Source organism: Streptomyces sp. NPDC037410 (assembly GCF_055602235.1).
In genome coordinates, this window is the sequence record NZ_JBVJWR010000001.1 from 215,001 (window position 1) to 240,353 (window position 25,353).

Annotated in this window: 22 protein-coding genes; 12 read left to right on the plus strand and 10 right to left on the minus strand. The window is 73.0% G+C overall.

Translation table 11 applies throughout. From position 1 onward, the window contains the following. Window positions 1-97 precede the first annotated feature (97 nt). Entirely contained in the window at window positions 98-2,830 is a 2,733-nt protein-coding gene (gene aceE / locus ACZ7HT_RS01030; RefSeq protein ID WP_471158392.1) for a pyruvate dehydrogenase (acetyl-transferring), homodimeric type, read from the plus strand. Window positions 2,831-2,946: 116 nt separating this feature from the next. After that, on the plus strand, window positions 2,947-3,789 hold the full coding sequence (locus ACZ7HT_RS01035) for a potassium channel family protein (protein WP_471158394.1): 843 nt from the start codon (window positions 2,947-2,949) through the stop codon (window positions 3,787-3,789). On the opposite strand, the gene ACZ7HT_RS01040 is transcribed toward ACZ7HT_RS01035, so the two are convergent. Further along, on the minus strand, window positions 3,770-4,201 hold the full coding sequence (locus tag ACZ7HT_RS01040) for a peptidase inhibitor family I36 protein (protein WP_471158396.1): 432 nt from the start codon (window positions 4,199-4,201) through the stop codon (window positions 3,770-3,772). The genes ACZ7HT_RS01035 and ACZ7HT_RS01040 overlap by 20 nt on opposite strands. Before the next feature lie 148 nt (window positions 4,202-4,349). Continuing rightward, window positions 4,350-5,972 carry an MFS transporter gene (locus ACZ7HT_RS01045; RefSeq protein ID WP_471158398.1) on the minus strand — a complete coding sequence of 541 codons (1,623 nt, stop codon included), beginning with the start codon at window positions 5,970-5,972 and terminating at the stop codon, window positions 4,350-4,352. 152 nt (window positions 5,973-6,124) lie between these two features. Between ACZ7HT_RS01045 and ACZ7HT_RS01050 the strand changes: the two genes are divergently transcribed. The 7 genes from ACZ7HT_RS01050 to ACZ7HT_RS01080 all read left to right on the plus strand — a co-directional run bounded on the left by ACZ7HT_RS01050 (window position 6,125) and on the right by ACZ7HT_RS01080 (window position 13,920). Next, window positions 6,125-6,754: a TetR family transcriptional regulator gene (locus ACZ7HT_RS01050; protein ID WP_471159026.1), complete on the plus strand. Its 630-nt coding sequence runs from the start codon at window positions 6,125-6,127 to the stop codon at window positions 6,752-6,754. A gap of 237 nt (window positions 6,755-6,991) precedes the next feature. Next, window positions 6,992-8,203: an alpha/beta hydrolase gene (locus tag ACZ7HT_RS01055; protein ID WP_471158400.1), complete on the plus strand. Its 1,212-nt coding sequence runs from the start codon at window positions 6,992-6,994 to the stop codon at window positions 8,201-8,203. A 74-nt stretch (window positions 8,204-8,277) separates the two neighbouring features. Then, on the plus strand, window positions 8,278-9,216 hold the full coding sequence (locus ACZ7HT_RS01060; RefSeq protein ID WP_471158402.1) for a DUF4429 domain-containing protein: 939 nt from the start codon (window positions 8,278-8,280) through the stop codon (window positions 9,214-9,216). 287 nt (window positions 9,217-9,503) lie between these two features. After that, on the plus strand, window positions 9,504-10,829 hold the full coding sequence (locus ACZ7HT_RS01065) for a sensor histidine kinase (protein ID WP_471158404.1): 1,326 nt from the start codon (window positions 9,504-9,506) through the stop codon (window positions 10,827-10,829). Continuing rightward, the gene (locus tag ACZ7HT_RS01070) at window positions 10,826-11,506 is read left to right on the plus strand and encodes a response regulator (RefSeq protein ID WP_471158406.1); all 681 of its coding nucleotides are present in this window, start codon (window positions 10,826-10,828) and stop codon (window positions 11,504-11,506) included. The genes ACZ7HT_RS01065 and ACZ7HT_RS01070 overlap by 4 nt, the downstream gene beginning before the upstream one ends. 225 nt (window positions 11,507-11,731) lie before the next feature. Further along, window positions 11,732-12,712 (plus strand): alpha/beta hydrolase, encoded by a 981-nt coding sequence (locus ACZ7HT_RS01075; RefSeq protein ID WP_471158408.1) that lies wholly within the window; start codon window positions 11,732-11,734, stop codon window positions 12,710-12,712. Beyond that, window positions 12,709-13,920: an acyltransferase family protein gene (locus ACZ7HT_RS01080; RefSeq protein WP_471158410.1), complete on the plus strand. Its 1,212-nt coding sequence runs from the start codon at window positions 12,709-12,711 to the stop codon at window positions 13,918-13,920. The genes ACZ7HT_RS01075 and ACZ7HT_RS01080 overlap by 4 nt, the downstream gene beginning before the upstream one ends. A 5-nt stretch (window positions 13,921-13,925) precedes the next feature. Here ACZ7HT_RS01080 and ACZ7HT_RS01085 read toward each other — a convergent pair whose 3' ends face one another. After that, a complete protein-coding gene (locus ACZ7HT_RS01085) occupies window positions 13,926-14,951 on the minus strand; it encodes an aldo/keto reductase (RefSeq protein ID WP_471158412.1) in 1,026 nt (341 codons plus the stop codon). Then, on the minus strand, window positions 14,948-15,367 hold the full coding sequence (locus ACZ7HT_RS01090) for a MerR family transcriptional regulator (RefSeq protein ID WP_471158414.1): 420 nt from the start codon (window positions 15,365-15,367) through the stop codon (window positions 14,948-14,950). The genes ACZ7HT_RS01085 and ACZ7HT_RS01090 overlap by 4 nt, the downstream gene beginning before the upstream one ends. 52 nt (window positions 15,368-15,419) lie before the next feature. Between ACZ7HT_RS01090 and ACZ7HT_RS01095 the strand changes: the two genes are divergently transcribed. After that, a complete protein-coding gene (locus tag ACZ7HT_RS01095; protein ID WP_471158416.1) occupies window positions 15,420-16,250 on the plus strand; it encodes a serine hydrolase domain-containing protein in 831 nt (276 codons plus the stop codon). A 9-nt stretch (window positions 16,251-16,259) separates the two neighbouring features. Here ACZ7HT_RS01095 and ACZ7HT_RS01100 read toward each other — a convergent pair whose 3' ends face one another. From ACZ7HT_RS01100 to ACZ7HT_RS01120, 5 genes are read right to left on the minus strand one after another with little or no spacing between them, the layout of a single operon-like run. Then, window positions 16,260-17,024 carry a hypothetical protein gene (locus ACZ7HT_RS01100; protein ID WP_471158418.1) on the minus strand — a complete coding sequence of 255 codons (765 nt, stop codon included), beginning with the start codon at window positions 17,022-17,024 and terminating at the stop codon, window positions 16,260-16,262. Then, window positions 17,021-18,511 (minus strand): ATP-binding protein, encoded by a 1,491-nt coding sequence (locus ACZ7HT_RS01105; RefSeq protein WP_471158420.1) that lies wholly within the window; start codon window positions 18,509-18,511, stop codon window positions 17,021-17,023. Before ACZ7HT_RS01105 ends, ACZ7HT_RS01100 begins: the two co-directional genes overlap by 4 nt. Before the next feature lie 8 nt (window positions 18,512-18,519). Continuing rightward, entirely contained in the window at window positions 18,520-19,203 is a 684-nt protein-coding gene (locus ACZ7HT_RS01110) for a response regulator (protein WP_471158422.1), read from the minus strand. A 44-nt stretch (window positions 19,204-19,247) separates the two neighbouring features. Next, window positions 19,248-20,858: a murein biosynthesis integral membrane protein MurJ gene (murJ, locus tag ACZ7HT_RS01115; protein WP_471158424.1), complete on the minus strand. Its 1,611-nt coding sequence runs from the start codon at window positions 20,856-20,858 to the stop codon at window positions 19,248-19,250. Beyond that, window positions 20,855-22,042 carry a lipid II:glycine glycyltransferase FemX gene (locus ACZ7HT_RS01120; protein WP_471158426.1) on the minus strand — a complete coding sequence of 396 codons (1,188 nt, stop codon included), beginning with the start codon at window positions 22,040-22,042 and terminating at the stop codon, window positions 20,855-20,857. The genes murJ and ACZ7HT_RS01120 overlap by 4 nt, the downstream gene beginning before the upstream one ends. A 208-nt stretch (window positions 22,043-22,250) precedes the next feature. Here ACZ7HT_RS01120 and ACZ7HT_RS01125 point away from each other — a divergent pair, with 208 nt between their 5' ends. Next, window positions 22,251-23,420, plus strand: a complete 1,170-nt coding sequence (locus ACZ7HT_RS01125) for a L,D-transpeptidase family protein (protein ID WP_471158428.1) — start codon at window positions 22,251-22,253, stop codon at window positions 23,418-23,420. A 4-nt stretch (window positions 23,421-23,424) separates the two neighbouring features. Here the strand turns inward: ACZ7HT_RS01125 and ACZ7HT_RS01130 are convergent, their stop codons facing one another. Then, window positions 23,425-24,093 (minus strand): pirin family protein, encoded by a 669-nt coding sequence (locus tag ACZ7HT_RS01130; protein ID WP_471158430.1) that lies wholly within the window; start codon window positions 24,091-24,093, stop codon window positions 23,425-23,427. Window positions 24,094-24,151: 58 nt separating this feature from the next. Between ACZ7HT_RS01130 and fasR the strand changes: the two genes are divergently transcribed. After that, window positions 24,152-25,333, plus strand: a complete 1,182-nt coding sequence (gene fasR / locus ACZ7HT_RS01135; protein WP_471158432.1) for a fatty acid biosynthesis transcriptional regulator FasR — start codon at window positions 24,152-24,154, stop codon at window positions 25,331-25,333. Window positions 25,334-25,353: the final 20 nt, after the last annotated feature.

Consider the following 25,353-nt stretch of genomic DNA (forward strand, 5'->3'; position numbering starts at 1 on the left):
CCCTCGGTAAATGTGACGTCTGGCGCCGGCGGGGTACACGATGGACATCCCGACCACCCGTGGCCCCGTGGGTACCACCGAACAGCGAAGGAAGAGCGTGGCTCCCGGATCCGATCGCAACCCGATCATCATTGGCGGCCTTCCCAGCCAGGTCCCGGATTTCGACCCGGAAGAGACCCAGGAATGGCTCGACTCCCTCGACGCGGCCGTCGACGAGCGGGGCCGTGAGCGGGCCCGCTACCTCATGCTCCGGCTGATCGAGCGGGCCCGCGAGAAGCGCGTGGCCGTGCCCGAGATGCGCAGCACGGACTACGTCAACACCATCGCCACCAGGGACGAGCCGTTCTTCCCCGGCAACGAGGAGATCGAGCGCAAGGTCCTCAACGCCACCCGGTGGAACGCGGCCGTGATGGTCTCGCGCGCCCAGCGCCCGGGCATCGGCGTCGGCGGCCACATCGCGACCTTCGCCTCCTCCGCCTCCCTGTACGACGTCGGCTTCAACCACTTCTTCCGCGGCAAGGACGAGGGCGACGGCGGCGACCAGATCTTCTTCCAGGGGCACGCCTCCCCCGGCATCTACGCCCGCGCGTACCTCCTCGACCGGCTGAACGAGACCCAGCTCGACGCCTTCCGCCAGGAGAAGTCGAAGTTCCCGAACGGTCTTTCGTCGTACCCGCACCCGCGGCTCATGCCGGACTTCTGGGAGTTCCCGACCGTGTCGATGGGCCTCGGCCCGCTCGGCGCGATCTACCAGGCGCGGATGAACCGGTACATGGAGGCGCGCGGCATCGCCGACACCTCCAAGTCGCACGTCTGGGCGTTCCTCGGCGACGGCGAGATGGACGAGGTCGAGTCGCTCGGCCAGCTGTCCATCGCGGCTCGTGAGGGTCTGGACAACCTCACCTTCGTCGTCAACTGCAACCTCCAGCGGCTCGACGGCCCGGTCCGCGGCAACGGCAAGATCATCCAGGAGCTGGAGTCGATCTTCCGGGGCAACGGCTGGAACGTCATCAAGCTGATCTGGGACCGCTCCTGGGACCCGCTGCTCGCACAGGACCGCGACGGCATCCTGGTCAACAAGCTGAACACCACCCCGGACGGCCAGTTCCAGACGTACGCCACGGAGACCGGCGGCTACATCCGGGAGCACTTCTTCGGCGACGACCACCGTCTGCGGGCCATGGTCGAGGGCATGACGGACCAGCAGGTCCTGCACCTCGGCCGCGGCGGCCACGACCACAAGAAGATCTACGCGGCCTACGCGGCGGCGAAGGCCCACGCGGGCCAGCCGACCGTGATCCTCGCCCAGACCGTCAAGGGCTGGACGCTGGGCCCGAACTTCGAGGGCCGCAACGCGACCCACCAGATGAAGAAGCTGACGGTCGACGACCTCAAGCGCTTCCGCGACCGGCTGCACATCCCGGTGACGGACAAGCAGCTGGAGGACGGCCTCCCGCCGTACTACCACCCGGGCCGGAACTCCGAGGAGATCCAGTACATGCACGACCGCCGCAAGGCGCTGGGCGGGTACGTCCCGACCCGGGTCGTGCGGGCGAAGCCGCTGCCCCTCCCCGACGACAAGACCTACGCCGCCGCCAAGAAGGGCTCCGGGCAGCAGTCGATCGCCACCACGATGGCCTTCGTCCGCATCCTCAAGGACCTCATGCGGGACAAGGAGATCGGCAAGCGCTTCGTGCTGATCGCCCCCGACGAGTACCGCACCTTCGGCATGGACGCGTTCTTCCCGAGCGCCAAGATCTACAACCCGCTGGGCCAGCAGTACGAGGCGGTGGACCGCGAACTCCTCCTCGCCTACAAGGAGTCGCCGACCGGCCAGATGCTGCACGACGGCATCTCCGAGGCCGGCTGCACGGCCTCGCTGATCGCCGCCGGCTCCGCGTACGCCACGCACGGCGAGCCGCTGATCCCGGTGTACGTCTTCTACTCGATGTTCGGCTTCCAGCGGACCGGCGACCAGTTCTGGCAGATGTCCGACCAGCTGGCCCGCGGCTTCGTGCTCGGTGCCACCGCCGGCCGCACGACGCTGACCGGCGAGGGCCTCCAGCACGCGGACGGCCACTCCCACCTCCTCGCCTCGACCAACCCGGCCTGCATCGCCTACGACCCGGCGTACGGGTTCGAGATCGCGCACATCGTCAAGGACGGTCTGCGGCGGATGTACGGCCCCGAGGCCGAGGACGTCTTCTACTACCTGACGGTCTACAACGAGCCGATCCAGCACCCGGCCGAGCCCGAGAACGTGGACGTGGACGGCATCCTCCAGGGCATCCACCGCCTGAAGGCCGGCGAGACGGGCACGATCCCGGCGCAGATCATGGCCTCCGGCGTCGCCGTGCCGTGGGCGATCGAGGCGCAGCGGATCCTCGCCGAGGAGTGGAACGTCAAGGCCGACGTCTGGTCCGCGACCTCCTGGACCGAGCTGCGCCGCGAGGCCGTGGCCGTCGAGCAGCACAACCTGCTCCACCCGGACGAGGAGCAGCGCGTCCCGTACGTGACGCGCAAGCTCCAGAGCTCCCAGGGCCCGTTCGTCGCGGTCTCGGACTGGATGCGGTCGGTGCCGGACCAGATCTCCCGCTGGGTGCCCGGCCGGTACACCTCGCTGGGCGCGGACGGCTTCGGCTTCGCGGACACGCGCGGTGCGGCCCGCCGGTACTTCCACATCGACGCGCAGTCGATCGTGCTCACCGTGCTGACCGAACTCGCCCGCGACGGCAAGATCGAGCGGTCGGCCCTGAAGCAGGCCGTGGACCGCTACCAGCTGCTCGACGTGGCGGCCGCCGACCCGGGCGCCGCGGGCGGCGACGCCTGACGGCGCCCGTAGGGCGCCTGTACGACGCCTGACGACAGCCCCTGTGGCTCGTTTTGGCTGGTGAGGGCGGTGGGACGCGGTCCCGCCGCCCTTCGGCATTCCTTACGATGCCGGTCATGCCCGTCAAGAAGGTCCGCTGGGAAGAGCGCACCCAGACACCGCTCCTCGTGCTCGCCGTCGCGTTCGGCATCGCCTACGCGGTGCCGATCGTGGCTCCCGGCGCCGATCCGTGGGTGCACCGGCTGTGCACCCACGTCGAGTGGACCGTCTGGGGCGCCTTCGCCCTCGACTACCTCGTCCGTCTCGCGCTGGCCCCGGACCGCCGTTGCTTCGTGCGCGGCCATCTGCTCGATCTGCTCGCGGTGATACTGCCGATGGTGCAGCCGCTGCGGCTGCTGCGGGTCGTCTCCACGCTCCTCCTCGTGGGTCGGCGGGCCCGGATGGCCCCGCAGATAACGCTCACCACGTATGTGGCGGGCGCGGTGGTCGGGCTGATGATGTTCGGCTCGCTTGCCGTGCTGCACGTGGAGCGGGACGCCCCGCACGGCAACATCAAGACGCTCGGGGACGCGGTGTGGTGGTCGTTCACCACGATGACCACCGTCGGCTACGGCGACCACGCCCCGACCACGGGTCTCGGCCGGATCCTCGCGGTGGGCCTGATGCTCTCGGGCATCGCCCTGCTCGGTGTCGTCACCGCCAACATCGCGGCCTGGTTCATCTCCCGCTTCGACCGGGACGACGCCGTGGAGCGGCGGCAGACGGAGCTCCTGGAGGCGCTCACCCTGGAGGTCCGGGAGCTCCGCGCCGAGGTGGCCCGGCTCACCGCCCCGCCGGATCCGAAGGGGACGGAGAGGCTGGTGGGGCCGGAGGGCCCGGAGGAGCTGGTGGGGCCGGAGAAGCTAGTGGGGCCGGACGAGCCGGCCGAGGTCCCCTCGCCTACCGCTCCCACAGCTTGAACGCTCTGACCTCGTAGGCCGTCTGCGGCACCCAGGTCCCCCGCCCCGGGTACGTCTCGAACTCTCCCGTCTCCGCGCACTCGGCCGACTGGTACGTGGTGACCGGCCGGCCCGTGCGGTTCGCGAGGGACTGGGCCGAGGTGCCCGTCGGCAGGGCGACGCAGCTGTCGATGTCGGTCGTCGCCAGCTCGTGCGTCCACGGCCTGCCCTTGAAGTCGGACTTGGGCCAGAGGCAGAGCCGCCCGGGCCCGCAGGCGCCGAGCACGGTCCCTGACGGCGCGGCGGCCGGCGGTGCGGCCAGCGGCGCGGCCGGTGCCGCTGCCGGAGCCGCCGGTGCCGCCGGTGCCGCCGTCAGGGCGGTCAGGAGGAGGGCCGTGACGGCCATACCGGTGAGGACGGTCTTCTTGTACATGCTGATGAACCCCCGTTTCGTCACTCTCTGTAATCACGAGAATGGCGGAGGTGTCCCGCCGATGGAAGAGGGGCCGCCCCCGTTCACGCGAACGGGTGACGGCCCCTTACGGGAACCCTGAGGGGCCTGAGGCCCTGACGGGCGAGCGTCAGATGTGGCCGCCCATGCCGCCCGCCTCCGCGTTCTCGCCGCGCTTGGTGAGCATCGCGACCAGGGCCGCGACGACCGCGACGCCGCCAGCGACGGTGAAGGCCAGGCCCATGCCGTCGAGGAAGGTGTCGTGGATGACCCCGGTGATCTGCTGGAGGAGACCGGGGGTCATCCCCGGCGCCTGGGCCAGCTCCGGCGGGGCCATGCCGAACTCGGCGGCCTGCTCAAGGCGCGGGTCGGCCGGGACCGGGATGCCGGCCTCCTTCCAGTTCCCCGCGAAGGAGTCGGCGACCTTCGAGGACATGACGGCGCCGAGCACGGCCGTGCCGAGCGCGCCGCCGACCTGCATGGCGGCCTGCTGCAGACCGCCGGCGACACCGGACAGTTCGAGCGGCGCGTTGCCGACGATGACCTCGGTCGCGCCGACCATGACCGGGGCGAGACCCAGGCCGAGGAGGGCGAACCAGAGGGACATGGCGAGGGTGCTGGTGCCGGAGGTGAGCGTGATCATGCCGAACATCGCGACGGCCGTGCAGACCATGCCGCCGACGAGGGGCACGCGCGGCCCGAACTTGGTGATCAGCGCGCCGGCCAGCGGCGAGGAGACGATCATCATCGCGGTCAGCGGCAGCAGGTGCAGACCGGCGTCGACCGGGCCGAGCCCCTTCACGCCCTGGAGGTAGAAGGTGACGAAGAAGAGGCCGCCCATGAAGGCGAAGGCCATCAGGACCATCAGCACCACGCCGGCCGAGAGCGGCACGGAACGGAACATGGCCAGCGGGATCAGCGGCTCCTTGACCTTGGTCTCCCAGAAGGCGAAGACCGCGAACAGGAACAGCGCGCCGATCAGGCAGCCCCACGTCTTGCCGCTGGACCAGCCCCAGGACTCGCCGGCCTTGATGAGGCTCCAGACGAGGGAGGCCATGGCGCCGGAGAGCAGCAGGATGCCGAGGAGGTCGAAGGAGCGCGGCGCGTTCTCGGCGCGGTGGTCCTTGAGGATGAGCAGGCCGAGGACGAGCGCGACGACGCCCACCGGCACGTTGATGAAGAAGACGGACTGCCAGCTGACGTGCTCCACGAGGAAGCCGCCGAGGATCGGGCCGCCGGCCGTGGACGCGCCGATGACCATGCCCCAGATGCCGATCGCCATGTTCAGCTTCTCGGCGGGGAAGGTGGCGCGCAGCAGGCCGAGCGCGGCCGGCATGAGCAGGGCGCCGAAGAGGCCCTGCAGGACGCGGAAGGCGATCACGGCGCCGATGGAGTGCGACAGGCCGATCGCGCCGGAGGCGCCGGCGAAGCCCGCGATGCCGATGAGGAAGGTCTGCCGGTGGCCGAAGCGGTCACCCAGCTTGCCGGCGGTGATCAGGGCGACGGCGAGCGCGAGCAGATAGCCGTTGGTGATCCACTGGACCTGGGCGAGGGTGGCGCCGAGGTCGTCCTTGATGGCGGGATTGGCGATGGCGACGATCGTGCCGTCGAGCGCGACCATCATCACGCCCACTGCCACGCCGAAGAGCGTCAACCATGGGTGGCCGCGCAGTCCCTTCGCCGGGACCGGAACGGGTTCCCGGGTGCCCCCCTGACCCTGCGGGGCCTTTTCCACGGTGGTCTGACTAGTCATGGAAAGAGGCTAATGACAGCGACTGACAATTGACAAAGCGAATCATGCGTCGGTAACTGTCACGTAGCTCACAGGTAGGCTGAGCAGGACGAAATGCCGGAAAAGAGGACCCCGCCGTGACCGTGCCCGTGTCCCTGTCCGTGCCCGCGCCTGTGCCCGTGCCCGGACTGCGCGAGCGGAAGAAGCAGCGCACGCGCGACGCGCTGATCCGGGTCGCCCTGGAGCTCTTCACCACGCAGGGGTACGAGGAGACCACCGTCGACGAGATCGTCGACGCCGTCGAGGTCTCCCAGCGCACCTTCTTCCGGTACTTCTCCTCCAAGGAGGAGGTCGCCTTCGCCGTCCAGCGCATGGTCGAGGAGCGTTTCGTGCACGCCCTCGGCCTGCGGCCCGCGGACGAGGCCCCGTTCGACGCGATGCGCAACGCCGTCCTGTCCGCCTGGGACACCATCGGCGAGGCGATCGAAGAGGTCGTCCCCGTCGACCTGCACCTGCGCGCGTACCGGATGATCGAGTCGACGCCGGCGCTGCTCGCCGCGCATCTGCGGCGCTCCACCGAGATGGAGGAGACCATCGCCCGGATCATCGCCGCGCGCGAGGGCCTCGACGTCGACGAGGACCCGCGCCCGCGCATCGCGGTGGCCGCGTTCAGCGGGGTGATGCGGGTGACCGGGCAGATGTGGGGCCGGGGTACGGACGGGAGCCTGGAGGCCATCCGCGCGCTCACCGAGCGGTACCTCGACCACCTCGGCCCCGCGCTCGCGCCGCGCTGGCGGGACTGACGGAGCCGGGACCGGCGGAGGCCGGGCCGACAGGGCGGGACTGACGCAGACAGGACCGGCGGAGGCCGGGCCGACAGGACGGGCCTGACGCAGACAGGACCGGCGCAGGCCGGGCCGACAGGACGGGCCTGACGCAGACAGGACCGGCGCAGGCCGGCCGATGGAGCGGGCCCGTATCGTGGGTACGGGAGCCACCCCGTCGTCAGCCGGGCGCCGCGCCCCGTAGGGTGGCCGCCCGTGACCTCCGTCGATGCCTCGCCCGCCCTCGTCGCCACGCGCGCGCTCCTCGCACTCGCCGTCGTGTTCGTGCTCCTCGCGACCACCGGGTGGACCACCATCCGCCACCGGCCCGAGCCGTGGCCGTCCCGCGAGGCCGCGCTCGCCGCCTGGGCGAAGGACCGGATCGACCACCGTCCGCTGCCCGACCCGGACGCCCCGGCCCGTACCATCGCCGCGTTCTTCGCCCGGCTCGGCCCGGCGGGCGGCGTCCGGCTCGCCGCCCGGCACCCGCTCGTCGTCGGCAACCTCAACGGCGCCCCGGTCACCCTGCGCTACCGCGCCAACCGCTCCACCCTCGCGCGCGCGTACGCCGCCGAGCGGAACAGGGTCGACGACACCAGGCTCTCCCCCGAGGGCCGGCACGAGGCACGCCGCCGCGTCGACCGCTTCGCCTCCCTGATGCGGCCCGGCCGGCAGGTCCTCGCCTTCGACCCGACCGGTACGGGGCGGGCCGCCGAGGTCCTCGGGGACCTGGAGCACGCCCGGCGCGTCTCGGTGATCGTGCCCGGCGTCGACACCAACCTGCTCACCTTCCAGAAGACCAACGGTCGCTACGGCGCCCCCGCCGGCATGGCCGAGGCCCTCTACGCGGCCGAGCGGCGGACCTCGCCCGACGCGCGCGTGGCGGTGATCGCCTGGGCCGACTACACCGCCCCCGCCGGGATCGGGGTCGACGCGGTGACCGGCCGGCTGGCCGCGGAGGGAGCCGTACGCCTGATCGGTCTCACCGAGTCGCTGCCCGCACGCGCGCGCGTGGCGCTCTTCTGCCACAGCTACGGCTCCGTGCTCTGCGGGGTCGCCGCGCCCCGGCTGCCCGCCCGGGTGACCGACCTCGCCGTGGCCGGAAGCCCCGGCATGCGGGTCGAGCGGGCCGCCGACCTCGACAGCCACGCGCGCGTGTGGGCCATGCGGGACGCCGACGACTGGATAGCGGACGTGCCGCACCTGGAGGTCGGCGGGATCGGCCACGGCGCGGACCCGGTCGCGCCCGAGTTCGGCGCGAGGCTGCTCTCCGCGCGCGGGGCGCTCGGCCACAGTGGCTATTTCGTGCCGGGTACGCAGAGCCTCGGCAACTTCGCCGCGATAGGCGTCGGGGCGTACCCGCGACTGGTCTGCGCACGTGCCGACAGCGCTTGCCACGACGGAATATCCGGCACGGAAGGGCTCTGACGCGCGTAGATCACGCAATTTCGGGACCTATCACAGGGGCGACGCAAGGGCACACGCCGCTTACGATGAGGCGCATGGGTGATGTGCTGGCCGGAATTCATGCCACCTGGGAGCTCGAGAGCGACGCCCTCGTCATCCGCTTCGACCGGGGGATCCGCACGCCGAAGCTGTTCAGCGCGCTGGGCGAGAGACGCGTACCGCACGAGGCGCTGGCGTCGGTGACGCTCACGCCCGGCAAGCGGGGCACCGTCGTGCTGCACGCCGTGCCGAGGCCGGGCGCCGATCCGCTGATGGAGGCGGCCGGGGGGCAGCTCAAGGAGGGCAGCGATCCGTACCGCCTGGTGCTCCCGGCGGAACGCGAGACGCTCGCCGAGCAGTACCGGGACGAGCTGCGGACGCTCCTCGCGTCGCGCCCGGGGGCCGCGGGGGCCGCCGGGTTCGAGGCGGACGGGGCGTACGGAGCGGACGGGGCGTACGACGGGACCTCGGGGGGCTTCGCGCCCGCCGAAAGGTTCCTGGTGGCGCCGCCGCCCGGGCCGCAGTCCTTCAAGGCGTACGACGGGAAGGCCAGCTTCGACGGGACCTCCGAGGTCGCCTTCCGCTGGTCCTGGACGGGCGCGTCCTCCGAGAAGTGGAAGGCCGGCGACCAGGTCTTCCCCGTACGGGACCTCTGCGGGGTCGAGTGGCGCTCGCCGGACGGCGTCGACGGGTACCTGCGGCTCGTGCCCCGGGGCGGCGGGTCCGCGGGCGTCGAGCCCGACCAGGACCCGGCGTGCGTCGTCTTCGGCCGGTACGGGCCGGTGTACGAGTCCCTCACGTTCGCGGCGGCCGTCCTCGCGGCGGTGCGGGGCAAGGACCGCGCGCCCGTGCCCGCGGGGGTGCGGGACGCGGAGCGGCGGGATCCCGGGGTGGTGGCTGAAAGGATTCGGCACTTGGGGGAGCTGCATCGGGCGGGGCTGGTCACGGATGCGGAGTTCTCGGCGAAGAAGGCGGAGCTCCTGGCGGAGCTTTGACGGTGCGGGGCGGTCCGCGCCTTCGCCCGAGCCGCGCCTTCGCGTTCCGTGCCCTGACCCCGCACCGCTAGGGCGCCGTCACTCGCGGTGCGGGTCCAGGCGCGGGAGCCTCTGGCGCCGGCGTGGGCGCCGTTCCGTTGTGCCCACCCGTTCCGCCCCAGCGGAACGATTGCCCACAACGGGGGCGCGCAGGGCCACAACGGGGGGGTCATACCTCGGTATCAGTCCGTACCCCGGTCCTCGGTATGACGCCCGGGTGCGGGAGCGCTGCCTACGCTGGCCCTCTCATGGTTACCGAATCGCGGCGTGAGCCGTCCAGTGTCAAGCCGGCCGTCGTTCGTCGTCTCGTGCGGGTGCGGGAGGCGTTTCAGGGGGTCGGGGTCGCGCTCGCCAGTCCCGCCGTGCCGGGGGCGCCGTTGCTCGCCGGGGCCTCGAATCGGTGGGTGCGGCTGCTGCCGTATGTCGTCGCCCTCGCCTTCACCGCCGCGCTCCTCCCCTCCACCGTCCTGCTCCTCCTCAACGACTACGGCGTCAACGGCGCCCTCGCCGGGGCCGTCGCCACCGCGCAGACGCTGCCGCTGCTGCTCGCCGTCGCCCGGCCCCTCCAGGCCTGGTGGATCGTGTTCGCCGCCGATGTGCTCGGCGCGCTCGTGCTGCTCTCGGGGGACGGGACCCGCGCGGAGTACTGGCCCTGGCCCCCGACCGTCCTCGTCGGGTACTGCGCCCTCATGGTCGCCCTCGGGCTTCGCGAGTCCCGTCGGGCGCTGTTCGGGGTGTGGCTGGCGACCGGCGTGGCCGGTTACGTCCTGGAGGCCTTCCGGCCCGCCGGGTTCACCAGCATCCACACCCTCCTGCTCGTGCTCAGCGGTGTGCTGCTGCTCCTCACCTCGGCCGTCCGCGGCCGCAGTGACGCCCAGCGGCGCCTCGCCGAGCAGGAGACCATCAGCGAGGCCGAGCGGGCCCGCCGGACGCTCCTGGAGGAGCGGGCCAGGATCGCGCGCGAGCTGCACGACGTCGTCGCCCACCACATGTCCGTGATCACCGTGCAGGCGGACTCGGCCCCGTACCGCATCCCCGAACTCCCCGACGCGGCCCGCGAGGAGTTCGGCTCGATCGCGGCCGGCGCGCGCGAGTCGCTGGCCGAGATGCGCCGGCTGCTCTCCGTCCTCCGCAGTGACGGCAGCGAGGGCGAGCGGGCCCCGCAGCCGGGCCTCGACCGGGTCCAGCAGCTCGTCGAGGCGACCGTACGCGCGGGCGTGCCGGCCGAGTTGCGGCTCGCGGCCGACCTCGGCGAGGTGCCGCAGGCCGTGGACCTGTCCGCGTACCGGATCGTGCAGGAGGCCCTGGCCAACGTCGTGCGGCACGCGCCCGGGGCGTCGACCCGCGTGTCGGTCCGGGCCGAGGACGGGTGGCTGACGGTCCTCGTCGTCAACGGGCCGTCCCTGGAGGAGCGTTCCTCCGTGGAGCGCGGGGTCCCCGGCACCGGGCACGGGCTCGTCGGCATGCGGGAACGCGTACGGTTGACCGGCGGCTCGCTGGACACCGGGCCGCTGCCGGACGGCGGCTTCCGGGTCGCGGCCAGGCTTCCCCTGCGTACGAAGGGCACCGAGTGACCATCCGCGTGATCATCGTCGACGACCAGGCCATGGTGCGGGCCGGTTTCGCCGCGCTGCTCGCCGCGCAGCCCGACATCGACGTGGTCGGCGAGGCGCCGGACGGGCGGCAGGGCGTGGAGGTGGCGCGCTCGGCGCACCCGGACGTGGTCCTGATGGACGTGCGGATGCCGGAGCTGGACGGGCTGGCCGCCGCCCGGGAGATCCTGCACCCGCCGGCCGGGGTCACGCACCGGCCGAAGGTGCTGATGCTGACCACCTTCGACGTCGACGACTACGTGTACGAGGCGCTGCGCGCGGGGGCGTCCGGCTTCCTCCTCAAGGACGCGCCGCCGGCCGATCTCATCGCGGCCGTACGGGTGGTGGCGGCCGGCGAGGCCCTCCTCGCGCCGTCCGTGACCCGCCGCCTCATCGCCGACTTCGCGGCCTCACGCCCGGCACCCCGCCGGGACGCCACGGCGCTGCGTCTGAACGGGCTCACCCCGCGTGAGACGGAGGTCCTGGAGCTGATCGCCCGTGGCCTGTCCAACCAGGAGATCGCGGCGAGCCTGGTCCTCGCCGAGCAGACGGTGAAGACCCACATCGGGCGGGTCCTCGCCAAGCTGGACCTGCGCGACCGGGCCCAAGCGGTCGTCTTCGCCTACGAGTCGGGGCTTGTGACCCCCGGAGCGAACTGATCCACGGAGCGAACTGATCCCTGGAGCGAACCGATCCCCGGCACGAGCTGATCCACGGCACGATCTGACGTCCGGGGGAAAACCCCACCCCTGACGTGGGGTTGGCTGCTCCTCCATCCCCTACCTCGGTATCAGAGGGCAGTTGGCTCCTCGGTGTGACGTGTCGTCACCTCTCGTCTTCCTACCTTCCTCTCGCCAACGACACGAGCGAGGGAGGGCGGGCCGATGCGCCGCTTCACGAGGACCCTGATCACCGCAGCCGCGGTGACCGGCGTGATCGCCGGGACGGCCGGCTGGGCGTCCGGAAACACCCAGGAGGCCGTGACCGGGGCCCCGGTCGGGACCGCTGCGTGGCGGGCTGCGGGGCTGCCCGACCCGGAGCGGATGGGGCCGGCCGAGGTCGCGCGGTTCTTCGCGGGGCTGAGTCCCGTACGACAGGAAGAGCTGGCCCGGGCGCACCCGACGGTCGTCGGGAACCTCGACGGGGCGCCCCTGGAGCTGCGGTACGAGGCCAACGCCCGCTCCGCGCTGGGGGAGTTCGGCGGGGCTCGGGTCCTCGCCCGCGATCCGCGCGGCCGGGGTCTCGTGGCCCTGGTCTACGGGGACCTGGCGCGGGCCGAGCACGTGGCCGTGATCGTGCCCGGCTCCGACATCGACGCGGGCCACGTCGAGCCGCTCGCCGACATGGCGGGCGAGCTGCGCCGGGCGACCGGCGGGCGTACGGCCGTGGTCGCCTGGGCCGGGTACACCACCCCCGTCGGTGTCGGCCTGGACGCGGCCACCGGCCGGCTCGCCGAGGCCGGGGCCGAGCGCCTGACCCGGTTCACCGATGGCCTGGCGGCCGTGGGCGCCGCCGAGCCGTCCGTCTTCTGCCACAGCTACGGCTCCGTGGTCTGCGGCCTCGCCGCGCACGAGCTGAAGGCCAAGGACCTGGTGGTCTTCGGCTCGCCCGGAATGCGCGCCGAGAACGTATCCGAGCTCGGGACCTCCGCCCGCGTCTGGGCGGCGAAGGATCCCACCGACTGGATCGACCGGGTCCCGAACGTCGAGCTCGCGGGCCTCGGGCACGGCGCCGACCCCACCGACCCGGCCTTCGGGGCGCGCCGGATCCCGGCCGAGGACGCCGCCGGGCACGGCGGCTACTTCGCACCGGGCACCTCCTCCCTGCGTACGTTCGCCGCGATCGCCGAGGGGGGCGTCCGATGAAGACCCTGCCGATGAAGACCCTCATCCGGAAGATCGAGGCCTCCACGCCCGCCCACCGCGAGCGGGCGATCGACGGGCTTCGCGCCCTCGCCCTGCTCGCCGTGCCGACCGGGCACTGGCTGCTCGGCGGCTTCACGCTCTCCTCCGACGGCGCGATCCACAACGCGAGCCCGCTGGGCACCTTCCCCGGTCTCGCGCCCGTCAGCTGGGTCCTGCAGATGCTGGGGATCTTCTTCCTGGTCGGCGGGTACGCGTCGGTGCTTTCGTACCGGCGCCACGCGGGCTCCACGCGCGCGTGGCTCGGCGGCCGGCTCGCCCGGCTCGGGCGTCCGGTGCTCGGGGTCACCGCCGTGTGGGCGGCGCTGCTGCCCGTGCTGCACTTCGGTCTCGGGGTGCCCGTGGACACGCTGCGGACGGCGTCCACGCTGGTGATCCAGCCGCTGTGGTTCGTCGGGGTGTACACGGTGGTCACCGCGCTGACCCCGCTGTGCGTGCGGGCGGCCCGCCGCCTCGGGGCCTGGGCCGCTGCGCCGCTGCTCGGCTCGGTCGCCGTCGTCGACTTCCTGCGGTACGGGCCGTACGCCGACGCCGTGCCGTCCTGGCTGAGCGTCCTGAACATCCTGCCCGGCTGGCTGTTCGCGTATCAGCTCGGCGTCTCGTGGGGCGAGGGCCGGGTCGGCCGGCGCCACGCGTGGGGGCTGCTGCTCGGCGGCGCCGCGCTCTTCGCCGCGCTCCTGCTGCTCTTCGGCTACCCGGCGTCGATGGTCGGCGTCCCCGGCGAGGCCCGCACCAACTCGCACCCGCCGTCGCTGCTCGTCCTCGCCCTCGCCGCCGCGCAGGGCGGTGCGGCGATCCTGCTGCGGGACCGGCTCGGCGCGCTCCTGAGGCGGCCCGCGCTGTGGGCGCCGGTCGTCGTGGTCAACCTGTCCGCGATGACGATCCTGTGCTGGCACCAGACGGCGATGCTGACGGCCGCGATCCCCGCCTCGTACCTCGGGGAGGTCCCCGGTCTCCTCGGCGCGCCGGACTCGGTCGGCTGGATCCTCGCCCGGCTGGCCTGGATGCCGGTCTTCGCCGGTCTGCTGGTCCTGATCGGCCGGTACGCGCGCGTCTTCGAGTCCCCGTGGACGAAGACCGGCCCGGCCCGCCGCGCCCTGGCGGGGCTCTTCGCGGCGGGCTTCGCGGTCTTCGCCCTGGGACTGGCGTGAGCCGCTCAGACCTCGCGGCCCACCGACGTGAAGCGCATGTCCGGGTAGCGGTCGCCCGCCACCAGGCCGGCGATCGGCTCCAGTTCGGCGAGTTCGGCGGCGGTCAGGGTGATACGGGTGCCGGCGGCGTTCTCCAGGAGGCGGGAGCGCTTGCGGGTGCCGGGGATGGGGACCACGTCGAGGCCGTGCACGGCGGCCCGCTGCTGCACCCAGGCGAGGGCGATCTGGGCCGGGGTGGCGCCGTGGGCTGCGGCGATCTTCCGGACCGGGTCGAGGAGGGCGGCGTTCCGCTCGGCGTTCTCGCCGGTGAACCGCGGCTGGTACTTGCGGAAGTCACCGCCCGAGAGGTCCTTGCCGGCGTCGGCGAACGCGCCGGTCAGGAAGCCCCGGCCGAGCGGCGAGTACGGCACGAAGGTCACGCCGAGCTCGGCGGCGGCGCCGACGGCGCTGCGCTCCACGTCCCGGGAGAAGAGCGACCACTCCGACTGGAGGGCGGTGATCGGGTGCACCGCGTGGGCCTCGCGCAGTTCGTGCCCGGTGACCTCGCTCAGGCCCAGGAAGCGGACCTTGCCCTCCTGGACCAGCCCGGCCATCGCGCCGACGGACTCGGCGAGGGGGATCTCCGGGTCGCGGCGGTGCATGTAGTAGAGGTCGATGGTCTCGATGCCGAGGCGGCGCAGGCTGTCCTCCGCCGCCTTCTTGATGTACGCGGGGTCGTTGCGGACGCCGCGGTACGTGGGGTCGTCGGCGCGGCGCTCTATGGCGAACTTGGTGGCGAGGGTGACCTCGTCGCGGTGGGCGGCGAGGAACGGGGCGAGGAACTCCTCGTTGGCGCCGCTGCCGTAGATGTCGGCAGTGTCGATCAGGGTGACGCCGGCCTCCAGGGCCGCGTCGAGGGTGTCGCGGGCGGCGGCCTCGTCGGTGTCGCCGTAGAACTCGCTGATGCCCATGGCGCCGAAGCCCTGGACGCCGATCTCCGGTCCGTCCTGGCCGCCGAGACGCACGGTGCCGATCCTGGTCACGCTGGTCATGAAGATGTTCCTCCGCTTGCGGTCCCGTAATGGCCGATCTTGATGTCGAGCACGGCGAGCGTGTCCTGGAGCTCGGTGATGCGGGTGACGACGTCGCGCCGGGTGGCCTCCAGGAGCTCCCGCCGCGCGTCCCGGGTGTGGTCGCCCTCCCGCATCAGCTCGGCGTACCTGACCATGTCGGCGACCGGCATCCCGGTCAGCCGCAGCTTGCCGACGAAGGTCAGCCAGTGCAGGTCCCGCTCGGTGAAGCGGCGCTGTCCCGTGTGCGAACGGTCGACCTGCGGCAGCAGTCCGATCCGCTCGTACCAGCGCAGGGTGTGCGCGGTGAGCCCGGTCAGGGCGGCCACCTCGCTGATGGTGTAACGGTCCTTCCCCGTCAGTCCTGTCGTGCTCGCGATGCTCTCGGTCACGCTCATGGGCCCCACGCTAAAACGTTCGAGTGCACTCGAAGCAAGTAGGCTCGGGCCCATGCACAGCAGCCTGCCGAGCCTGGCGTCGATCGAGAACTGGCCCGTCCCCACCGCGGCCGCCGCCGTCGTCCGCGCGGACGGCACCCTGGCCGGGTCCCACGGCCCCACCGGGCACCGCTTCGCGCTCGCCTCCGTCACCAAGCCGCTCGCGGCGTACGCCGTCCTCGTCGCGTACGAGGAGGGGGCGATCGACCTCGACGAGCCGGCCGGGCCCGAGGGCGCGACCGTCCGCCACCTCCTCGCCCACACCTCGGGGCTCGCCTTCGACGAGAACCGGGTGATGGCCGCGCCGGGCACCCGCCGGATCTACTCCAACACCGGCTTCGAGGCCCTCGGCGACCATGTCGCCAAGGCCACCGACATCCCCTTCGCCGAGTATCTACACCAGGCGGTCCTCGAACCGCTCGGCATGACGTCGACTTCCCTGGAGGGCTCGCCCGCGAAGGACGGCGTGTCGACCGTCGACGACCTCGTGCGGTTCGCCGCCGAGGTGCAGGCGCCGCGGCTGCTCGACGCGCGGACCGTCCTGGACGCGATGACCGTCACGTACCCCGGTCTGACCGGCATCCTGCCCGGCTACGGGCACCAGAAGCCGAACGACTGGGGGCTCGGTTTCGAGATCCGCGACGGCAAGTCCCCGCACTGGACCGGCGCGAGCTCCTCGCCGCGCACCTTCGGGCACTTCGGGCAGGCCGGCACCTTCCTGTGGATCGACCCGGACGCGAGGGCCGCGTGCGTGGCCCTGACGGACCGGCCCTTCGGGGCGTGGGCGGTCGAGGCGTGGCCGCCGTTCACGGACGCGGTGCTCGCGGACCTGCGGGCGCGCTGACGGAATCCGTCAGGTCTCGCAGCGGGTCGCCGGGAGCGTGCCGTCGGCGCCCGTGAGGTTCACGTCGACCCTGCCCCCGGCGTCCTCGGCGTACGCGGTCGTGCAGACCAGCTGCTGGACGGCCGCGTCCGACAGGTCCCCGACGGGGAACGGCAGCCAGAGCCGGACGACGTGGCGGCCCTCCGGGGTCGGGTCCTTGAGCACCTCGACGTGCGGCGGCTCCTCGGACGCGGGCAGGTCCGTGGTCAGGCCCGCCGCGGTGTCGGCGCCGACCGGGCCCGCCATCAGCGCGGCGAGCACCTTGTGGGTGGCGACCCGGGCGCCGGGGGCGGTCCCGGAGCCCGGTTCCTGGGACTTCAGATGCTGGGCCCACTCGGAGCCGCCCGCGGCGAACGTCGGGTCGGGGACCGGCTGCCCGGCCTCGCGGACCACCGGGGCCGGCAGGCCGCCGGGCCCGAGGAAGTACAGCACCATGCGGAACTCGGGTGGCGGGGCGACGGCGACGGTCGCGGCGCCGCCCGCCTCGACGACGTCGCTCTCCTGGATGCCGCAGGCGGCGAGCAGGACGGTGCCGAGCAGGGCTGCGAAGGCGCCGGCCCGGCGGCTCGCGGCGGCCGTACGGCGGGTCACAGCTGCGACCCGGCGGCCCGCGGCGGCCGTCCAGCCGGGCACGGCTGCGACCCGACGGCCCGCGGCGGCCGTCCAGCCGGGCACAGCGCCGGCCCGGCGGCTCGCGGCCGGCCCGCGGCTCTCGGTGGCCGTCCGGCGCCTCACCGCGGCATCCGTACGGTGAAGACCGCGCCGCCCGCCGGGTGGTTGGCGGCCCGGAGCGTGCCGCCGTGCAGGCGGACGTTCTCCTGGGTGATCGCGAGGCCGAGGCCGCTGCCCGCCGAGCGGGACCTGGCCTGGTCCGCCTTGTAGAAGCGGTCGAAGACGTGCGGCAGGACGTCCGGGTGGATGCCCGGCCCCCGGTCGGCGACCTCCGTCACCAGCTCGTCCCCCTCCGCGTACAGCCTGACCGTCACCGGCGCCGCCCCGTGCCGCAGCGCGTTGCCGACGAGGTTGGCGACGACGACGTCGAAACGGCGCGGGTCGAGCCGCGCCCTGATCCCCTCCTCAAGGTACGGGACGACCTGCGCCGGGTCCGTCCAGTGCCGGTGCTGGAGGGTCTTGCGGACGCAGTCGGCGGCGTCGACCTCGTCGGTGTGGAGCTCGGCGGCCCGCGCGTCGAAGCGGGAGATCTCCATCAGGTCCTCGACGAGCACGGCGAGCTTCCCCGTCTCGGCGCTGATCAGCCGGACGGCGCGGGCGGTGTCGCTGTCGAGGCTCCCGGCGTCCTCGTCGAGGACCTCGGTGACCGCGAGCATGCCGGCGAGCGGGGTGCGCAGCTCGTGCGAGACGTCGGAGGCGAAGCGGCGGGCGCGGGCCTCGGCGTTGCGGAGTTCCGCGACGGAACGTTCCAGCTCGGCGGCGGACTCGTTGAACGTGCGGGCGAGGTCGGCGAGTTCGTCGCTGCCCTTCGCGTGGATGCGGGTGTCGAGCCGGCCCCGGCCCATGCTGTGGGCGGCGTGCCGCAGTTCCCGTACGGGGCGGAGGACGCCGCGCGAGGCGATGAGCGCGGGGATCAGGGCCACGGCGAGGGCCGGGAGGGCGCCGTCGCGGGCGGCGCTCACCATGGCCTCGATGTTGGCCTCCTCGTCGTCGAGCTCCATGACGGCGTAGAAGACGAGGCCGGTGGGCTGGGCCGTCCCCTGGGTCGCATGGGTACGGAACACGGCGGGGACGGCCATCGTCAGGTACGGCGTGCCGTTCTTCACGACCCGCTGGAAGCTGTCGTGCGGGGTCGCCTGCCGGGTCTGCGCGCGGGCCCGCAGTTCGGGGGTGATGACGGAGGAGGTGGGGCGGTCGGTGGAGGAGACGCGGACGGTCCCGTACTCGGCGTAGACCCGCCAGGGGCGCGGCTTGCCCTGGCGGGCGATGGAGAGGACCACCGACCGCAGGTTGTCGGTGTCGACGGGCAGGCTGATGACCAGCGGGTCGACCTGGTCGCGGAAGGCGGAGACGGCGGTGTTCTGGGTCTGCTCCAGGATGGCGTTGCGTGCGGCGCGGTAGGTGAGCGCGGCGGTGGTGCCGCAGCCGACGGCGGCGACGAGGAGGAAGGCGAGGACGAGGCGGGTGCGCAGGCCGAAGGGGTGCAGGCGGGGCCTTCGGGCTCTGCGTCTTCCGGGGGTCTCCTCCCCTGCGTCCGGTTCCTCGCTCACGCAGGCCTTCACAGCGGGCCGAAGCGGTAGCCGAAGCCCCGCAGGGTCTGGATGTACCGGGGTTCGCCCGGGGTGTCCTCGATCTTGTTGCGCAGCCGGCGGACGCAGGCGTCCACGAGCCGGGCGTCCCCGTGGTAGCTGTGCTCCCAGACGTGTTCGAGGAGCTGCTGCCGGCTGAAGACCTGCTCGGGGGCGGCCGTGAGGTGCAGCAACAGCTTGAGTTCGGAGGGGGCGAGGGCGAGGCGCTCGCCCGCCTTGGCGACGGTCAGGCCCGCGCGGTCGATGGCGAGCTCCCCGTGGAACTCGACGGCGGACCGGCCGGCGCCGGGCTCCTCGATGCGCCGCAGCACGGCCCGTATCCGGGCCTCGATGACCTCGGTACGGGCGGGCTTGACGATGTAGTCGTCGGCGCCTGCCTCCAGGCCGACGACGACGTCGAAGTCGTCTCCCCGCGCGGTCAGCATGATGATCGGGAGCTGGCTGCTCTCGCGGACCCGGCGGCAGACCTGGACGCCGTTCATGCCGGGCAGCATGAGGTCCAGGAGCAGCAGGTCGGGCCGGAACTCGCCGAGCGCGGCGAGCCCCGCCTCGCCGGTGGGGGCGGTGCGGACGTCGTGCCCGCGGCGGCGGAGGCCGAGCTCGACGCCTTCGCGGACGGAGGGGTCGTCTTCTATCAGCAGCACGCGGGGCATGTGTGGAGTATCCCAAGGTCGGGCGGCGGGACCGTCGGCGCGGTTCAGGTGCGGCGGAGGCGGTTCGTTGCGGAGGCGAGGAGGGTCTGGAGTTCCGTGAGGCGCAGGGGGCGGGACAGGGCGGCGAAGACCGCGAGGATCGTCGCGGCGCCCGCCAGGCCCGCGACGACCGGCCCGGCCGCCGTCGCGCGGTCGGCGGCGAACAGCCCGTACCCCGCGGCCGGTACCGCGGCGAGCAGCATCCGGGTCAGGGACGAGGCCGCCTCACCCGTGCCCCCGCCGAGGCGCCGCCGCAGCGCGTACGCCGTGACCGCCCAGCCCGCCCACAGCGCGAGCGAGTAGGCCGCCGCCATGCCCGTGACCGCCCAGCGGGTGGGGAGGTAGTGGAAGGCGGCCAGGGACAGGGCCGCGTTGAGGCCGGCGATGGTCAGGTTCAGCAGGAACGGGGTGCGGGTGTCGCGCAGGGCGTAGAAGGCGCGGGTGCACACGTACTGGCCGGAGAGGGCGACCAGGCCGAGCGCGAAGGCCATCAGCGTCCAGGACATCGCGCGGACGTCGTCGCCCGTGGTCGCCCCGTACCCGAAGACCACCGTCATGAGGGGGACGGCGAGGGCGAAGAGGGCGCAGGCGGCGGGGACGACCGCGGCCGCGCTGGTCCGCAGGGCGTAGGAGACGTCCCGCCGGACGCCCGCGAGGTCGCCGTCGGCGGCGGTGCCGCTCATCCGGGGCAGCAGCGCGGTGACGAGGGAGACGGTGATGATGCCGTGCGGGACGGTCCACAGCAGGTAGGCGTTGTTGTACGCGGCGAGGCCTCCGCCGCTGACCCTGGGATCCGCGCCCGCGGAGGTGGCGAGCTTCGTGGTCACCCAGTACGCGCCCTGGTTGGTGAGGACGAGCAGGACGAGCCAGCCCGCCGAGCGCAGCGGGGCGGCGAGGCCGCTGCCGCGCCAGTCGAAGCGGGGCCGCCAGCGGAAGCCGGCGGCGCGCAGCGAGGGCAGCAGGGCGAGGGCCTGGACGGCGATGCCGGCGGTGGTGCCCCAGCCGAGGAGGGCGGTCTCCCCGGGGGTGAGTTCCCCGCCGTCGCTGACGGCGAGGAAGAGGCCGAACACGGTGACGGCGACGACGTTGTTGAGGACGGGGGTCCACATCATGGCGCCGAACCGGCCGCGGGCGTTGAGGACCTGCCCGAGCAGGGTGAAGAGTCCCAGGAAGAAGATCTGCGGCAGGCACGCGCGCGCGAAGGCGATCGTCATCTCCCGCTGCGCGCCCGTGTAGTCGGTGTACGTGTCGACGATGAGCGGCGCGGCGAGCACGGCGGCCGCCGTGAGGACGGCGAGGGCGAGGCCGGTGAGGGTGAGGAGCCGGTCGGTGTAGGCGACGCCGCCGTCCTCGTGTTCCTTGGCGGCCTTGACCAGTTCGGGGACGAAGACGGCGTTGAGGGCGCCGCCGAGGAGCAGCATGTAGACGATGGTGGGGACGGAGTTGCCGACGGCGTACCCGTCGGCGACGTAGCCCGCGCCGAGTGCGGCGGCGATGACGGAGGCGCGTACGAAGCCGGTGGCGCGGGAGACGAGCGAGCCGGCGGCCATGAGGGCGCCGCTGCGGATGGCGGAAGGTTTCCGCTGGGTCGGTGCGGCGGTGAGCGTCGCCGTCATCGGCGGGCCAGATAGGCCTGGAACGCCCGGTAGAGCGCCCCGTTGGTCGTGCCCTGCATCGGAATCTCCCACTCCCCCAGCGTCTCGACGACCTGTCCGCCCGTGCCGAGCTTCCAGCGCAGGAGCCCGTGGGCGCGGTCGTCCGGATCAAGGGTGGAGGGTACTCCGCGCAGGTCGTAGACGGCGGCGCCGAGGGCGTGGGCGTCGAGCATCATGCGCCACTGGAGGGCGTTGGAGGGCCGGACCTCGCGGCGGTGGTCGGCGGAGGCGCCGGTCTGGTACCAGACGCGGCCGCCGACCGCGAGCATGGTGTGCGCGGCGAGGATCTCGCCCTCGTGGCGGGCGAGGTAGAGCTTCATGCGGCCGGGCTGCTCGGCGTTGAGGACGGCGTACTGGCGCTCGTAGTACGCGAGGGAGCGGCCGAGCCGGAAGCCGTCGCGCTCCTCGGTGATGCGCAGGAGCCGGTAGAACTCGGGCAGGTCGGCGGCGGAGCCGACGACGACCTCGACGCCGGACTTGCGCGCCTTGCGGACGTTGCGCCGCCACTCCTGGTTGAGGCCGGTCCACAGGTCGTCGGTGCTGCGGCCGGTGAGCGGGACCTGGAAGACGTGCCGGGGCTGGGCGTCGGCGCCGTCCTCGGAGTCGCCGCCGCACTTGCGCCAGCCGCGGGCGCGGAGCCGTTCCGTGACGGCGGTGCCCAGCGGGTCGACCTCGTCGGCGAGGACGTCGGAGATCCGGCGCCCCGGCCCGGTGGCGGCCTTGACGGTGGCGGCGTTCCACCGGCGGTAGGCGGGCCCGGGTCCCATGCGGACGGCGAACGCGCCGAGGGAGCGGAGGTGGCCGAGGAGCGGGGAGAGCCAGCCGTCCAGGTCGGGGTCGGCCCAGTCGGCGACGGGCCCTTCGGGCAGGTAGGCGAAGTACTTGCGGGTGCCGGGGAAGGGCCGGAGGAGGACGAGCGCGACGCCCGAGAGCTCGGCGCCTTCCCGTCCCCAGCCGAGGAGTTGGTGGCTCCAGCCGTCCTTCACCTGTGCCCAGGAGGGGAGTTGGAGGAAGCTGGGGCCGTCCGCGCCGGTGCGGGAGGCGAGGAAGGCGCGGTACGCCTCGGGGGTCACGGGCCCGAGCCTGACCGGCCCTGCCGGGGCGCGGCGGTCGGTGGGTGCGGCCGTCACGAGCAGCGCTGACACAACGGGAGCCTCCTTGTTCCGCCCCTCGGTGGTCGGGGCGCACAGCAGGCTCACAGCCGGATGAGACGGCTCCGCGCGGTGATTGTGACGGGACGATGACCGTTGTGCCGCAGCCCTCGTCACATGGGCTTTCCGGCGGCCACGCGCCGCTCGGGGCGACCTACAGTCCGGAACATCCCAGCTTTCTTCCCCTTTGCGGAGGTCTTCCGTGCTGCCGATACGCACATCCCGTCCCGCTCTCGCGGCCGTCGCGCTCGCCGTGTCCCTCACCGCCTGTACGGCCCAGGCGGCGAGCGGCCCCGACGGGAAGGGGGCCCCGGCGCGGGCGGCCGACCCGGTGAAGGTGACGGTCGCGAAGAAGGAGGCCGGCAGTCCGGTGACGGTGACCGCGTCCGGCGGCACGCTCACGGCGGTGAAGGTCGTGGACGCCGACGGCGGGACCCTCAAGGGGCGTACGGACGCGGGCGGTACGAGCTGGGTCTCGGACCGCAAGGCGGCGCCCGGCACCTCCTACACGGTCGACGTGACGTCCCGTACGGCCGACGGCAAGGAGTCGACCGCACGGTCGTCCTTCGCCACCCCGGAGCCCGGGAAGGTCAACAAGGTGACCCTCGCCCCCGGCAAGAACACCACGGTCGGCATCGCACAGCCGCTGTCGATCGTCTTCGACCTGCCGGTGACGCGGAAGGCGGACGTGGAGAGGCAGCTCAAGGTCACCACCTCGAACGGCACCGAGGGCTCCTGGGGCTGGGTCAAGGACTACTCCGGCCGGGACCGGGCCGACTGGCGGCCCCGGGAGTACTGGAAGCCGGGCACGAAGGTCGCCCTCGAAGCGGACCTCGACGGCACGGACTCGGGCGGCGGCTGGTTCGTCCGGGACTACCGCACCGGCTTCACCATCGGCGACGCGCAGATCGTCAAGGTCGACCTGGACGCGCATCGGCTGAGCGTCGTGCGGGACGGGCGCACCGTCCGTACGATCCCGGTCTCCGGCGGCACCCCGGGCGGCGACAAGCGGTCCTGGCGGGGGACGGCCGTGCTGATGGCGAAGGAGGGCACCATCAACATGAACTCGGAGACCGTCGGGCTCGGCGACGCCTACAACAAGAACGTCGACTACTCGATGCGGCTCACCTGGTCGGGCATGTACGCGCACGCGGCCCCGTGGAACGCGCCGTACTTCGGCAAGGCCAACCACAGTTCGGGCTGCATCGGCATGAGCGACGAGAACGCCGCCTCCTTCTACGCCTCGGTGAACGTCGGCGACCCCTTCGAGATCAAGGGCCGCGAGACGAAGGGCACGGTGGCGGAGGGCAACGGCTACGGGGCGTGGAACCTGTCCTGGACGCAGTGGAAGGCGAAGAGCGCGCTCGCCTGAAAGCTCAGCCCAGCGCCTTGCGCCAGTCCCGCATCTCCCAGACCAGGACCTCCGCGCCGGTCGTGGCGGTCAGTTCGGGTCCCGCGCTGTCGGTGATCCGGGCCGCGTCGCCGGGGCCGAGCTCCTCGCCGTCGAGCCGCACCGCGCCCCGCACCACGTGCGCGTACACGTGGTCGGCGGTCGGGAGCGTGACGCGGGCCCCCGCGCGGAGGCGCTCGACGTGCAGGACCGCGTCCGCCGCCGGGAGGGCGTACGGGGTGCCGAGGCCGCGCACCACCTCGTACGAGGGCTCCCCGCCCGGCTCCAGCGGGGCCAGCCACATCTGGACGAAGGCCAGCGGGACGGCGGCGTCGTTGCGTTCGACGTGGCGGACGCCGCCCGCCGAGCCGAGGTGCTGGAGGTCGCCGGGGCGGACGACCGTCGTGTGCCCGGTCGAGTCGTGGTGGGTCAGCTCGCCCTCCACCACCCACGTCACGATCTCGGTGTGCGAGTGGGGGTGCTCGTCGAAGCCGGCGCCCGGCGCGAGCCGCTCCTCGTTGACGGCGAGGAGCGCGCCGAAGCGGAGGTTGTCGGGGTCGTAGTGCGGCCCGAAGGACAGGGCGTGCCGGGTGTCGATCCCGGCGTCCGGGTCGCCCCCGGGGTAGCGCTCGGCGGCGCGCTGGATGCGTATCACGCACGTACCGTAGCCCCGACCCCGCATGCCGGCGTCCCGATAAGGCAGTCTTGTCCCCGTGCCTGAACCCGTGAACGCCGCCCATCCGCACGCCGCGACCCTGAAGCGCCTCGAACAGTCGTCCGGGCGGCTCGCCGCCGGCGCCATCGCCCGCATGGACGAGACGCTGCCGTGGTACCGCGCGATGCCGCCCGAGAACCGGTCGTGGATCGGTCTGGTCGCCCAGGCCGGCATCGCCGCGTTCACCGAGTGGTTCCGGCACCCGGAGACCCCGCAGGCCATCTCCACCGACGTCTTCGGCACGGCGCCCCGCGAGCTGACCCGGGCGATCACGCTGCGCCAGACCGTGGAGATGGTCCGGACGACCATCGAGGTCATGGAGTCCGCGATCGACGAGGTCGCCGCCCCCGGCGACGAGTCCGTGCTCCGCGAGGCGCTGCTCGTGTACGCCCGGGAGATCGCCTTCGCCACCGCCCAGGTGTACGCGCAGGCCGCCGAGGCCCGGGGCGCCTGGGACGCCCGTCTGGAGTCGCTCGTCGTCAACGCGGTGCTCTCCGGCGAGGCCGACGAGGGCGCCGTGTCGCGAGCCGCCGCCCTCGGCTGGAACTCGCCCGACCATGTGTGCGTCGTCCTCGGCACCGCCCCCGACGGGGACAGCGAGCTGACGGTGGAGGCGATCCGCCGCGCCGCCCGGCACGCCAAGCTCCAGGTCCTCACCGGCGTCCTCGGCGACCGGCTCGTCGTCATCGCCGGCGGGAACGACAATCCGCTCGCCGTCGCGAAGGCCCTGATCGGGCCGTACGCGCCCGGGCCCGTCGTCGCCGGGCCCGTCGTCCCCGACCTGCTCGCCGCGACCCGGTCCGCGCAGGCGGCGGCCGCCGGACTCAAGGCCTGCTCGGCCTGGCAGGACGCGCCCCGGCCGGTCCTGGCGGACGATCTCCTCCCGGAGCGCGCGATCGCCTCCGACCCTTCGGCGCGCGAGCAGCTGGTGGAGGAGATCTACAGACCGCTGGAGGAAGCCGGGTCGGCGCTGCTCGAAACTCTCAGTGTCTATCTGGAGCAGGCGAGCAGCCTGGAAGGCGCGGCCCGGATGCTCTTCGTCCACCCGAACACCGTGCGCTACCGGCTCCGACGTGTGACCGACGTCACCGGCTGGTCACCCTCCGATGTTCGCTCCGCGTTCACGCTGCGGATCGCCCTGATCCTGGGGCGCTTGGCCGACGGAGATCCGCAGTCCTAGACTTTTGTCGAACACCAACA